Below are 12,454 nucleotides of genomic sequence, written 5' to 3'. Positions count from 1 at the left end.
CCATGGCGGACACCAGGCGCGAGATCGAACGCAAGTACGAGGCCACCCCCGGTACGCGGCTCCCCGACCTCACCGGCACCGCCGGTATCAGCAGCGTCGCCGACCAGGGCACGGTCGAGCTGGACGCCGTCTACCACGACACCGCCGACCTGCGGCTGGCCGCCGCCGGGATCACCCTGCGCCGCCGCACCGGCGGCTCGGACGCCGGCTGGCACCTCAAGCTCCCGGTCGCCCCCGGCGTACGGGACGAGCTGCACGCCCCGCTCAGCGACACCGTCCCCGACGACCTGGCCGCCCTGGTCCGCGCCCGCACCCGGGACGCCGCCCTCGCCCCGCTGGTCCGGCTCCGCTCCCGCCGCGAGATCCGCCATCTCCTCGCCGCCGACGGCACCCCGCTCGCCGAGCTGTCCACCGACACCGTCCGCGCCCAGCGCCTCGGCGGGAAGAAGGTCACCGCGGTCACCTGGACCGAGATAGAGGTCGAACTCGCCGACGGCACCGACCCCGCCCTCCTGGACGCCGTCACCAAGCGGCTGCGCAAGGCCGGGGTCACCGTCTCCGACGCCCCCTCCAAGCTCGCCCGCGCCCTCGCCGAGACCGGCCGCCGCGTCCCCGACCGCACCCCGCCCACCGGCTCCACCGCCGGCGACCGGGTCCTGGCCTACCTGTACGAGCAGGCCGAGGCGCTCACCACCTACGACGCCGCCGTCCGCCGCGACCTGCCCGACTCCGTGCACAAGATGCGGGTCGCCACCCGCCGGATGCGCAGCGCCTTCAAGACGTACAAGAAGGTCCTGGACCCGGCCGCCACCACCCCGCTCGCCGACGAGCTGAAGTGGCTGGCCGGCGAGCTCGGCACCGACCGCGACCACGAGGTGCTGACCGAACGGCTCACCGCGCACCTTGACGCCGTCCCCACCACCCTCCTCCTCGGCCCCGTCCGCGCCCGCCTCACCGCCTGGGCCGCCGCCGGCCGCACCTCCTCGCACCAGCACACCCTCGCCACGCTCGACAGCGAGCGGTACGCCCGCCTCCTTGACGCCCTGCACGCCCTCCTCGCCGACCCGCCCTTCCGCAAGCCCGCCCGCAAGGATGCCGAGCCCGTCCTCGCCAAGGCCGTCCTCAAGGACTTCGACCGCCTCGCCCGCCGGATCGGCACCGCCCTCGACACCCCGGCGGGCCACGACCGCGACCTCGCCCTGCACGAGGCCCGCAAGGCCGCCAAGCGCGCCCGGTACGCCGCCGAGGCCGCCCGGCCCGCCCTGGGCAAGCCCGCGAAGAAGCTGGCCAAGGCGGTCAAGGGCGTACAGAAGCTGCTCGGCGACCACCAGGACGGCGTGGTCGCCCGCGAGCAGCTGCGGCAGCTGGCGATCAAGGCCCACGCGGCCGGCGAGACCGCGTTCACCTGGGGCCTGCTCTACGGCCGCGAGGAGGGCGAGGCCGAGCGGGTCGAACGCGACCTGCCCGAGGTGTGGGCGCAGACGGCCGAGCAAGGCCGCACCAGCACACTGCGGAACCTCTGAGGGCGTACGGGACGTCCCCGATCCCGGGTACGCTGGTAAGTCGCCCTGCCGCCCACGAAGGTTCCCGATGTCTTCCGAGTCGTCTGCCGCTGCCGTGCCGCCCGCCGCGTCGTCCGCGGGCCCGTCCGCGGAACTGCCCGCGGGTCCGACCGCGGAGTCGGTCTTCCCCCAGCTGGAAGCCCTGCTCCCGCATGTGCAGAAGCCCATCCAGTACGTCGGCGGTGAGCTCAACAGCACCGTCAAGCCCTGGGACGAGTGCGATGTCCGCTGGGCCCTCATGTACCCGGACGCCTACGAGGTGGGGCTGCCCAACCAGGGCGTCATGATCCTCTACGAGGTGCTCAACGAGCAGGCCGGGGTCCTCGCCGAGCGCACCTACAGCGTCTGGCCGGACCTGGAGGAGCTGATGCGCGAGCACGGCGTCCCCCAGTTCACGGTGGACAGCCACCGCCCGGTCAAGGCCTTCGACGTGCTGGGCCTCAGCTTCTCCACCGAGCTGGGTTACACCAACATGTTCACCGCGCTGGACCTCGCGGGCATCCCCCTGGAGTCCAAGGACCGCACCGTCGACGACCCGATCGTCCTGGCCGGCGGCCACGCGGCCTTCAACCCGGAGCCGATCGCCGACTACATCGACGCGGCGGTCATCGGCGACGGCGAGCAGGCCGTCCTCGACATGACCCGGATCATCCGCGCCTGGAAGGCCGAGGGCCGCCCCGGCGGCCGCGAGGAGGTCCTCCTCCGCCTGGCGAAGACCGGCGGCGTCTACATCCCCGCCTTCTACGACGTGGAGTACCTGCCCGACGGCCGCATCGGCCGCGTGGTGCCCAACCGCTCCGGCGTCCCGTGGCGGGTCTCCAAGCACACCGTCATGGACCTGGACGAGTGGCCCTACCCCAAGCAGCCGCTGGTCCCGCTCGCCGAGACCGTCCATGAGCGGATGTCCGTCGAGATCTTCCGCGGCTGCACCCGCGGCTGCCGTTTCTGCCAGGCCGGCATGATCACGCGCCCCGTGCGGGAGCGAAGCATCACCGGCATCGGCGAGATGGTGGACAAGGGGCTGAAGGCCACCGGCTTCGAGGAGGTGGGCCTGCTCTCCCTCTCCTCAGCCGACCACTCCGAGATCGGCGACATCGCCAAGGGCCTGGCCGACCGCTACACCGAGGACAAGATCGGCCTCTCGCTGCCCTCCACCCGCGTGGACGCCTTCAACGTGGACCTGGCCAACGAGCTGACCCGCAACGGCCGCCGCTCCGGGCTCACCTTCGCCCCCGAGGGCGGCTCCGAGCGGATGCGGAAGGTCATCAACAAGATGGTCTCCGAGGAGGACCTGATCCGCACGGTCGCCACCGCCTACGGCAACGGCTGGCGCCAGGTGAAGCTGTACTTCATGTGCGGTCTGCCCACCGAGACCGACGAGGACGTGCTCCAGATCGCCGACATGGCGATGAACGTGATCGCCAAGGGCCGCGAGGTCTCCGGCTCCGGCGACATCCGCTGCACCGTCTCCATCGGCGGCTTCGTCCCCAAGCCGCACACCCCGTTCCAGTGGGCGCCGCAGCTCTCCGCCGAGGAGACCGACGCCCGGCTGGAGAAGCTGCGCGACAAGATCCGCGGCGACAAGAAGTACGGCCGCTCCATCGGCTTCCGCTACCACGACGGCAAGCCCGGCATCATCGAGGGCCTGCTCTCCCGCGGCGACCGCCGGGTCGGCGACGTCATCCGCGCGGTCTGGGAGGACGGCGGCCGCTTCGACGGCTGGCGCGAGCACTTCTCCTACGACCGCTGGATCGCCTGCGCCGACAAGGCCCTTCCCGAGCACGGCGTGGACCTCGCCTGGTACACCACCCGCGAGCGCGGCTACGAGGAGGTCCTGCCCTGGGACCACCTCGACTCGGGCCTGGACAAGGACTGGCTCTGGGAGGACTGGCAGGACGCCCTGGACGAGACCGAGGTCGAGGACTGCCGCTGGACCCCCTGCTTCGACTGCGGCGTCTGCCCCCAGATGGACACCTCCATCCAGATCGGCCCCACCGGCAAGAAGCTGCTCCCGCTGACCGTGGTCAAGTAGCCGCCCTGGTCTCTGTCCGCCCCTCCCGCCACCCGGTGGGAGGGGCGACGGCGTTCCCGGCCCAGCGCCCGGAAGAACGCGCGATCAGCGGGCCAGATCGCCCGGGTCGGTGTTGGCCCCGCACAGCACCACGGCGACCTTTCCGCCCTCGCCCGCGAGGCCCGGCGCCGAGGTGAGGGCGGCGAAGGCGGTGGCCGCGGCGTGCTCGACCGCCAGCCGGTGCTCGTCCCAGAGCAGCTGCCGCGCCCGGACGATCTCCTCGTCCGGTACGAGGACGCCGCGCACCCCGTCCTGCCGGGCCGCGTGCAGGGCCAGGGCGGAGGCCCGGCGGGCGCCGAGGGAGTCGGCGGCCACCGAGTCCACGGCGACGTCCACCGGGCGGCCCGCCTCCAGGGCGGCGTGCAGCGCGCGGCAGTTCCGCGGCTCGACCGCGACGGTACGGATGCCGTGGTGCCGGGCGGCGGTGGCGACCCCGGCGAACAACCCCCCGCCGCCCACCGCCACCACGACCGTGTCCAGCTCGGGCACCCGGGCCAGGATCTCGTCCAGCAGGGTGCCCGCGCCGGCCGCGATCAGCGGATGGTCGTACGCGTGCGAGGTGAGCGCGCCGCTGGTGGCCGCGAACTCCTCGCAGGCGGCCAGCGCCTCGGCGTACTCCGTACCCACCAGCCGGACATCGGCCCCGTAGGAGCGCAGCCGGGCCGCCTTGACCGCGGGGGCGGTGGCCGGCAGGAACACCGTGGCCGGGACGCCCGACTGCCGGGCGGCCCAGGCGCACGCCAGCCCCGCGTTGCCACCGGAGGCGATCGTCACCCCGGTGTCCGGAAGGGTGCCCGCGTCCCGGTGCGCCCGGAGGAAGTTCTGCGCGCCCCGGGCCTTGAAGCTGCCGGTGTGCTGCAGGAACTCCAGCGCCAGCCAGACCTCCTGGCCCCGCGGCCCGCCGCCGCCGAGGCCGACCGGCGCCACGGCCACGGGCCGAACCCGCCCCGCGATCCGGTCGGCCGCCGCCTCGATATCCCCGTAGCCGAACTCCCGCACCACGACCCCTCCTTCTTCCTCCAACGGACCCGGATCCTCTCCCGAGGTCTGCCGATCATGGACGCTAGGGTCCCCTCATGAACGCCATAGCCCTGCGCGGCACCACCATCCACTACGACGACCTCGGCCCAAGAGACGGCCTTCCGGTCCTCCTGATCCACGGGCACCCCTTCAACCGGACCCTGTGGGCGCCCCAGGCCGAGGCCCTGACCGCGGCCGGCTACCGGGTCGTCACCCCCGACCTGCGCGGCTACGGCGCCAGCGCCGTCACCCCCGGGAAAATCCTCCTCGCCGACTTCGCCGACGACCTCGCCGCGCTCCTGGATCATCTGGGCATCGAGCGGGCCGTGGTGGGCGGGGTCTCCATGGGCGGCCAGATCACCATGGAACTCCAGCTCCGCCACCCGCACCGCGTGCTCGCCCTGGTCCTGTCCGACACCTCGACCCCCGCCGAGACCGAGGAGGGCAGGGAGTTCCGCAACCGCCTGGCCGACCGGCTGCTCGCCGAGGGCATGAGCGGCTACGCGGACGAGGTGATCGACAAGATGCTCGCCCCGTACAACGTCACCGCGCTGCCGGAGGTCGCCGAGCGCGTCCTCGCGATGATGCGGGCCACCGACCCGCGCGGCGCCGCCGCGGCCCTGCGCGGCCGAGCCGAACGCCCCGACTACGCGGACACCGTGGCCGCGGTCGGCAAGCCCGTCCTGATCGTGGTCGGCGCGGACGACGTCTACACCCCCGTCGCGGCCGCCGAGGCGATCCACCGCCTCGCCCCGCACGCCACCCTGTCCGTCATCGACCAGTCCGGCCACCTCCCGGGCGCCGAGCAGCCCGAACGCTTCAACAGCGTGCTGCTGCACTTCCTCACCACCCAGGTGACCGCTGTCTGAGGGCATTGCCCAGGGCGCCCACGAGGCGGGACCATCGACCGGTCGGACAGGACGCGGCCGCAAGGCCGAAGGGGGTACGCCGATGCTGACCGGTACGGACCTGGAACGCCTCCTGGGCGCCTTCGAGCAGACGGCGTTCCGCCTGGAGTCGCTGGACAAGCCCCATACGGAGGAGGACTGGGCGGAGCTCTGGCAGTTCCTCGACACCGAGGTCCTGGGGCCGTCGGGGCGGGGCGGCAACGCCTGGGTGCGCTCGATGACCGACCAGGGCAAGAGCCTGTCCCGGGTGCACATTCTCCGCTCCCCCCTCAACGCCCTTCTCCGTCACGAGCTGGCCGCCTTCCGAAGCGACATCGCGGCGGGGGAGTCCATCGGGATCATCGACCGCGCGGAGCGGGACGTGCAGGGCCTGCCCGACCACGACTTCTGGCTCTTCGACGACCGCGACCTCTACCGGCTGCACCACACCCCCGAGGGCGACCTCACCGGCGCCGAACCCCTGCCCCCCGACCGGCTTCCGGAGTACCGCGCCTACCGCGCCCGAGCCTTGGCATGGGCGGTGCCCTTCGCCGACTGGTGGGCAGAGCACGGCGAGTGAACAGGGGAGGGCTCGGCCCAGCGCTGCGGGAACTCCGGCACGCCTCCGTGAAGTCGGCCCCCGTCGGTGTGTCCTTGCGGCGCATGGGCGGGGCCGGTTCACGGGCCGGGTGAGGAGGGCGCACGGGCGGCTGGCTACGGTGCGCGGGTGAGCGATGACGTCATGGCCTGCCCGGAGTGCGGCGAGCCGATGCGGGCCGGGGGCTTTCTGCTCGCCTTGCGGGAGGAGGACGGGCGGCGGGTGTGCCGGATGCTGTGGGGCTGCACCGACCGCCATGTGTGGTGGCGTTGGGCCGACCGGCCCGGGGAGCAGTTGGAGGCCTGTCCGGTGCCGGGGGTGTTCTTCGGGGGCCGGTGACGGGGGTGGGGGCTCAGCCCAGGACCACGGGGGCGCGGCTCGCCGCACCGCGCCGACCCACCTCCGCGGGTCGCGGGTGACATGACCCGGCCGGTGCGGGGGTAGGCGGAGGGTGATCGGTGTGGCCGGAGGCCATTCGGGTGCACCCTTCTGACCTGGCAGAACGCAGCCCAGGGAACCGTCCGGCAGGCCCGGGCGTACTCTGGGTAGGACAGACGCTCCCGGCGCGGACCCGTCGCCGAGATCTCCCCGCCCCCCACCTGGTGGCGGGGGTGAGCCGGACGGGGCCCCCGGGGCCGCCAAGCTTTGTGGGCGGTGCGCCACCGCGCCCGCCCCGCACCGAGGAGAAGAACCACTGGGCAAGCGACAGCCCGAAGGCCCGCCGCCGGCACCGGCGGTGCAGCGCATCCGACTGCGTTACACCAAGCGCGGCCGCCTCCGGTTCACCAGCCACCGCGACTTCCAGCGCGCGTTCGAGCGGGCGCTGCGGCGCGCCGAGGTGCCCATGGCGTACTCGGCGGGCTTCACCCCGCACCCCAAGGTCTCCTACGCCAACGCCGCCCCCACCGGGACCGGCTCCGAGGCCGAGTACCTGGAGATCGCCCTTACCGCCCACCGCGACCCGGGCCTCCTGCGGCAGCTGCTCGACGAGTCGCTGCCGGACGGGCTGGACATCACCGACGCCGTGGAGGCGCGTACGCCGGGGCTCGCCGACCGGCTCACGGGGTCGGTGTGGGAGCTGCGGTTGACGGGAGTGGGGGCGGAGGAGGCCGCGGACGCGGTCGGGAAGTTCCTCGCCGCGGAGACCGTTGAGGTAAGCCGCACCGCCAAGAACGGGGTACGCACGTTCGACGCCCGGGCCGCCGTGGCCGGGCTTGAGGCCGTATCCGGCCCGTCCGATGGGCCGGGCCAGAGCCCCTGTGCGATACTGCGCCTAGTTGTTCGGCACGTGACACCTGCCGTACGACCCGACGACGTCCTGTCCGGTCTCCGAGCTGTGGCCGACCTGGCGCCGCCGGTCCCCGCAGCGGTGACCAGGCTGGCGCAGGGGCTCTTCGACGAGGAGTCCGGCACGGTGACCGACCCGCTCGCGCCCGACCGCGAGGCAGCCCGGCCCGCCCCACCCACGGCCGCCGGACCCGCCGCCGCCCCGGAGCCGGCAGGTGCGGGTCCCGCGTAGGAGCGCTGTCACCGCGCGGCCCAGGCACTCGGGAGCCATCTGGGTCCGGCCGCGTACATCCACCGGAGACTTTCGCCAGGCCTGCGCACACCACGTACGGAACCGGCGAGCCAGACATCAGAGCTCCCGTGCGGCGGCCGCGCCTGACGCGGCGCCCGGGAGCGTGACGGGAGAACCGCCCGCATGCGCGAAGTGAACGAATCCGGCACCGCCGGTACCAACGAGGACAAGAACCACAACGACGGGAACTCGCCCAGCGATACGCTGCCGCCGCGCCGCCGTCGCCGGGCCGCCTCCCGCCCGGCGGGCCCCCCGGCCGGTGCCGCCGCCCCCGCGGAGGCCGCCGAGGTGACCGCCGAGGCCGCCGCCGCACCCGTGAGTGCCGACGCCCTCGCGGCCGAGGCCCCCGCCGAGGAGGCCGCACCCCCGGCCCGTACCCGCCGCCGCGCCACCCGCAAGGCCACCGCCGCCGCCGGCCCCCCGCCCGCCGCGGAGGAGGGCGCGGAGAGCGCCGAGACGGTCGCGGAGACCGTGGGAACGGCCGTGGAGACGCCCGCTGCCGAAGAGGCCGCCGCCCCGGCGCCGCGTACCCGCCGCCGGGCCACCCGCAAGGCCACCGCCCCGGCCGGCGCGCCCGAGGCCGCCGAGGTGGAGGCCGCCGTGGCCCAGGCCCCGGCCGCCGCCGAGCAGGTCCCGGCCCTGCCCGAGGAGACCGCGCCCCCGGCCCGTACCCGCCGCCGCGCCACCCGCAAGGCCACCGCCCCCGCCGCCGAGGAGACCCCGGCCGTCGAGCAGCCCGCCGCCGAGGAGGCGCCGACCGCTCCGGCCCGCACCCGCCGCCGCGCCACCCGTGCCGCCGCCGCGCCGACCGGGGCCCCCGAGGTCGAGGCCGCGGTGGAGGACGCCGAGGAGACGGCCGAGGAGCTCGCGGAGGAGACCGCCCAGCCGGTGGCCGCGCCGCAGGAGACCGCCGCCCCGGCGCGTACCCGCCGCCGGGCCACCCGTAAGACCGCCGCGCCCGCGCAGGGCGAGGAGGCCGCCGCCGGGGAGACCCCGCCCGCCGCCACCGTCGCGCAGATCGCCGCCGACGAGCCCGAGGTCGCCGCCGCCGAGGAGGCCGCCACCCGTGGCCGAGGCCGCCGCCGGGCGTCCTCGCCGCAGTTCACCGCCGGTGCGGTGGCGCGTCAGGACGCGCCCGAGCAGGGCCGCGGCCGCCGGGCCGCACGGCCCGCCGTAGCGGTCTTCCAGGCGCCGGTGTTCACCGAGCCGATGTTCCAGACCCCGGAGACCGCCGCCGCTGCGGCCGCCGCCGAGGCCGCCACCCGGGGCGAGGAAGTCCGCGAGGAGAAGGCCGAGCGGGGCGGGGACGCCCCGAGGCGTGAGGAGCGGGGCGAGCAGCCGGAGAGCGGTGGCCGCCGTCGCCGCCGCCGGCGTGGCGAGCCCGCCGAGCAGCCCGAGCAGGCCGCGCCCGCCGCCGAGGAGAAGCAGGCCCGGGAGAAGCCGGCCCGCGCGAAGGCGGCCGAGGCGAAGGCCGCCGAGACGAGGGCCGCCGAGGCCGAGGCCGTCGAGGCGCGGGCGGCCGAGGACGCCGAGCCGGAGGCCGTCGAGGAGCCGGAGCAGGAGCAGGACCACGAGGCGGACGAGTCCGAGGACCGCCCCTCGCGCCGCCGCCGTCGCGGTGGTCGCCGCCGTCGCCGCGGCGAGGCCGCCGACGCGGAGGAGGGGGACGAGACCTCCGCCGAGCAGCACACCGAGGACCAGGACCAGGATCAGGACCAGGACGAGGACGAGGAAGGCGACGAGGAGGACGCGGAGGAGGGCGGTACGCCGTCCGCCGCCGGCACCAGCAGCTCCCGCCGCCGTCGCCGTCGCCGCCGCCGCAGCGGTGACACCGGCGGGGACGCCGAGGCCGCCGACGAGGACGGGGTGCGCACCGTCGTCAAGGTGCGCGAGCCGCGCCCGGCCCGCGAGGCCGCCGACGAGGTGCAGTCCATCAAGGGCTCCACCCGTCTGGAGGCGAAGAAGCAGCGCCGCCGCGAGGGCCGCGAGCAGGGCCGCCGCCGGGTGCCGATCATCACCGAGGCCGAGTTCCTCGCCCGCCGCGAGGCCGTCGAGCGGGTCATGGTCGTCCGCCAGAGCGGCGAGCGCACCCAGATCGGCGTCCTGGAGGACGACGTCCTGGTCGAGCACTACGTCAACAAGGAGCAGTCGACCTCCTACGTCGGCAACGTCTACCTGGGCAAGGTGCAGAACGTCCTGCCGTCGATGGAGGCCGCCTTCGTCGACATCGGCAAGGGCCGCAACGCCGTGCTCTACGCCGGTGAGGTCAACTTCGAGGCGCTCGGCATGGGCCATGGCCCGCGCCGGATCGAGGCCGCGCTGAAGTCCGGCCAGTCCGTGCTGGTCCAGGTCACCAAGGACCCGATCGGCCACAAGGGCGCCCGGCTCACCAGCCAGGTGTCGCTGCCCGGCCGCTACCTGGTCTACGTGCCCGAGGGCTCGATGACCGGTATCAGCCGCAAGCTGCCCGACACCGAGCGGGCCCGGCTGAAGACCATCCTCAAGAAGATCGTCCCCGAGGACGCGGGCGTCATCGTGCGCACCGCCGCCGAGGGCGCCAGCGAGGACGAGCTGCGCCGCGACGTCGAGCGGCTCCAGGCGCAGTGGGAGGACATCCAGAAGAAGTCGAAGAACGGCAACGCTCCGACGCTGCTCTACGGCGAGCCGGACATGACCGTCCGGGTCGTCCGGGACATCTTCAACGAGGACTTCTCCAAGGTCATCGTCAGCGGTGACGAGGCCTGGGAGACCATCCACGGCTATGTCTCGCACGTGGCCCCGGACCTCGCGAACCGGCTCACCCGCTGGACCTCGGAGACCGACGTCTTCGCCACCTACCGGATCGACGAGCAGCTGATGAAGGCGCTGGACCGCAAGGTCTGGCTGCCGTCCGGCGGCTCGCTGGTGATCGACAAGACCGAGGCCATGATCGTGGTCGACGTCAACACCGGGAAGTTCACCGGCCAGGGCGGCAACCTGGAGGAGACCGTCACCAGGAACAACCTGGAGGCGGCCGAGGAGATCGTGCGCCAGCTGCGGCTGCGCGACCTGGGCGGCATCGTCGTCATCGACTTCATCGACATGGTGCTGGAGTCCAACCGCGACCTGGTGCTGCGCCGTCTGCTTGAGTGCCTGGGCCGGGACCGGACCAAGCACCAGGTCGCCGAGGTCACCTCGCTGGGCCTGGTCCAGATGACCCGCAAGCGGGTCGGCCAGGGTCTGCTGGAGTCCTTCTCCGAGACCTGCGTCCACTGCAACGGCCGCGGGGTCATCGTCCACATGGAGCAGGCCACCGCCCTCGGAGGCGGTGGCGGCGGCAAGCGCTCCAAGAAGCGCGGCAAGGGCGGCGACGCCCATGTCCACGAGCACGTCTCCGACGAGTCGGTGGCGACCGAGCCGGTCGAGACCGAGGCGGAGGTGGCGGCCGAGCTCGCCGCCCCGACCTCGCTCGCCGAGCCGCTGCCGGAGCGGGTCGCCCCGGACGAGGAGCTGTACTCCTCGGTCGCCGAGGCCGAGGCCGCCGCGACCCGTGGCCGGCGCCGCCGGGCCACCCGCCGGGCGTCCGCCCCGGCCGGTGCCCCCCGGGCCGCCGAGCCCGCCCCGGAGCCGCAGCCCGCGGTCGCCGAGGTGGCGCCCGAGGTGATCGAGATCGAGGCGCTGCCCGCCGTGGCCGCCCCGGAGCAGGCCGAGCCCGAGCTCGCCGCGTCCACCGTGGCGCCCGAGGCCCCGGAGGCCCCGGTCGAGGAGGCCCCGGCCGCCGCTCCGGCGCGTACCCGCCGCCGGGCCACCCGCAAGGCGACCGCCCCGGCGGGCTCGCCCAAGGCGGCCGAGTCCGCGGAGCAGGCGGAGACCGAGATTGTGGCCCCCGCCCCGGCGGCCCCGGTCGAGCCGGTCGCGGCTCCGTCCGAGCCCGCGCCCGCCGAGGAGGCCCCCGCGGCCGCCCCGGCGCGTACCCGCCGCCGCGCCACCCGCAAGGCCACCGCCCCGGCCGGTTCGCCGACGGGCGCGGAGGACGCGGCGGTCGTGGTGGTGTCGGCTCCCGCCGAGGCCGCGCCGGAGCAGCCTGAGGCCCCGCAGGCCGAGGCCCCGGCACCCGCCGAGGGCGAGGAGGCGGCGCCGGCCAAGAAGACGGTCCGCAAGACCGCGGCCAAGAAGGCCACCGCGAAGAAGGCCGCCACCAAGAAGACGGCGGCCAAGAAGACCGCGGCGAAGAAGACGACCGCCAAGAAGGCCACCACCAAGAAGGCGGCGGCGAAGAAGACGGTCGCCGCCGAGCAGCAGTCGCCGTCGGCGGTCACGGCCGCCACGGAGGACTGACCCGGGAGCGAAGAGCCCGGCAGCGGCCGGCCCGGGAGACCGGGACCCGGTGACGGTGAGCGGGGGGCGGGGTGCGCCATGGCGCACCCCCACCCCCCGCTTTTCCGCGGGCCGGGCCCGCGGGCCCGGCCGCCTCCGCTCCATCCGGCCCGAACGATGCTTTTCGGACGGCTGCCGGTGGAACTCCGGACGACCATCGGGTGAACGGATCCGGCCCCGTCCGGCGCTTTGGCGGGTGCGGCGGGCCGGGACCCCCGGGGCCGTATCCGGTCAGACCCCCGCGACCCCTACCAGGCACCGGCCACGGGCCGGAGGCTTTGTTTCGGAATCGATGCATCGCAGGGCGCAGGGGCCCGAAATGGCCCAGGAGATCCCTGATAATGTGACGCCCGGTCGCTGTCGTGGCGGGTGCCGCCCGCA

General features: G+C 74.7%; 8 protein-coding genes. 7 read left to right on the top strand and 1 reads right to left on the bottom strand.

Going from position 1 to position 12,454, the window contains the following annotated elements; all coding sequences use genetic code 11:
• Positions 1–2 precede the first annotated feature (2 nt).
• Together ABZ945_RS11865 and ABZ945_RS11860 are read left to right on the top strand one after the other, a co-directional pair.
• A complete protein-coding gene (locus tag ABZ945_RS11865) occupies positions 3–1,523 on the top strand; it encodes a CYTH and CHAD domain-containing protein (protein ID WP_361267247.1) in 1,521 nt (506 codons plus the stop codon).
• Between the two features lie 133 nt (positions 1,524–1,656).
• Positions 1,657–3,594 (top strand): TIGR03960 family B12-binding radical SAM protein, encoded by a 1,938-nt coding sequence (locus ABZ945_RS11860; RefSeq protein ID WP_361267460.1) that lies wholly within the window; start codon positions 1,657–1,659, stop codon positions 3,592–3,594.
• Positions 3,595–3,678: 84 nt separating this feature from the next.
• Here ABZ945_RS11860 and ABZ945_RS11855 read toward each other — a convergent pair whose 3' ends face one another.
• Positions 3,679–4,632, bottom strand: coding sequence for a serine/threonine dehydratase (locus tag ABZ945_RS11855; RefSeq protein ID WP_361267458.1), 954 nt, complete (start codon positions 4,630–4,632; stop codon positions 3,679–3,681).
• Positions 4,633–4,709: 77 nt separating this feature from the next.
• On the opposite strand from ABZ945_RS11855, the gene ABZ945_RS11850 reads away from it, so the two are divergent.
• The 5 genes from ABZ945_RS11850 to ABZ945_RS11830 all read left to right on the top strand — a co-directional run bounded on the left by ABZ945_RS11850 (position 4,710) and on the right by ABZ945_RS11830 (position 12,034).
• The gene (locus ABZ945_RS11850; RefSeq protein WP_361267245.1) at positions 4,710–5,522 is read left to right on the top strand and encodes an alpha/beta fold hydrolase; all 813 of its coding nucleotides are present in this window, start codon (positions 4,710–4,712) and stop codon (positions 5,520–5,522) included.
• Between the two features lie 82 nt (positions 5,523–5,604).
• Positions 5,605–6,120, top strand: a complete 516-nt coding sequence (locus ABZ945_RS11845; protein WP_361267243.1) for a DUF6879 family protein — start codon at positions 5,605–5,607, stop codon at positions 6,118–6,120.
• Positions 6,121–6,267: 147 nt separating this feature from the next.
• Complete coding sequence (locus ABZ945_RS11840) at positions 6,268–6,477, top strand: dehydrogenase (protein WP_361267241.1); 210 nt, start codon at positions 6,268–6,270, stop codon at positions 6,475–6,477.
• Between the two features lie 397 nt (positions 6,478–6,874).
• On the top strand, positions 6,875–7,657 hold the full coding sequence (locus ABZ945_RS11835) for a TIGR03936 family radical SAM-associated protein (protein WP_361267239.1): 783 nt from the start codon (positions 6,875–6,877) through the stop codon (positions 7,655–7,657).
• A 183-nt stretch (positions 7,658–7,840) separates the two neighbouring features.
• Complete coding sequence (locus tag ABZ945_RS11830; RefSeq protein WP_361267237.1) at positions 7,841–12,034, top strand: Rne/Rng family ribonuclease; 4,194 nt, start codon at positions 7,841–7,843, stop codon at positions 12,032–12,034.
• Positions 12,035–12,454: the final 420 nt, after the last annotated feature.

The organism is Streptomyces sp. NPDC046887 (genome assembly GCF_040644755.1).
Taxonomy (GTDB): domain Bacteria; phylum Actinomycetota; class Actinomycetes; order Streptomycetales; family Streptomycetaceae; genus Streptomyces; species Streptomyces lichenis.
Note: the sequence above shows the minus strand (reverse complement) of the source record. Positions and strands in the feature narration are given on the sequence as shown.

What these genes read in the sequence shown, in the direction of transcription:
- ABZ945_RS11865 (WP_361267247.1), top strand. Translation starts at nt 3, where the DNA reads ATGGCGGACACCAGGCGCGAGATCGAACGCAAGTACGAGGCCACCCCC.
- ABZ945_RS11850 (WP_361267245.1), top strand. Translation starts at nt 4,710, where the DNA reads ATGAACGCCATAGCCCTGCGCGGCACCACCATCCACTACGACGACCTC.
- ABZ945_RS11845 (WP_361267243.1), top strand. Translation starts at nt 5,605, where the DNA reads ATGCTGACCGGTACGGACCTGGAACGCCTCCTGGGCGCCTTCGAGCAG.
- ABZ945_RS11830 (WP_361267237.1), top strand. Translation starts at nt 7,841, where the DNA reads ATGCGCGAAGTGAACGAATCCGGCACCGCCGGTACCAACGAGGACAAG.